Raw genomic sequence first — 232 nt, 5'->3', positions numbered from 1 at the left:
ACCGGACGCCCGCGCCGCTGGCCGCCATGGCCCGCCCGGTCGCCCACATGAGCGGCGGCCGCCTTATCCTGGGGTTCGGCGCGGGGTGGTTCGAGAAGGACTACGACCAGTACGGCTACGAGTTCGGCACCCCCGGCACGCGGATCGCCGAGCGGGCGTCCCCCCTCCCGCGGGTCAAGGCGCGCCTTGGGAGCGGCATCCCGGACCCACCCCGCGTCCACCCGGTCCTCGT

General features: G+C 75.4%; 1 protein-coding gene. It reads left to right on the top strand.

Translation table 11 applies throughout. The annotated features are described in order from the left end of the window. On the top strand, positions 1-232 hold a 232-nt coding region (locus KVT14_RS21640), incomplete at both ends, for an LLM class flavin-dependent oxidoreductase (protein ID WP_217617416.1).

This window comes from Cellulomonas sp. GbtcB1, assembly GCF_019091725.1.
In the GTDB taxonomy this organism is placed as follows: Bacteria; Actinomycetota; Actinomycetes; order Actinomycetales; family Cellulomonadaceae; genus Cellulomonas.
The sequence above is the reverse complement of the archived record's forward strand: the minus strand, read 5'-3'. Positions and strand labels throughout refer to the sequence as shown.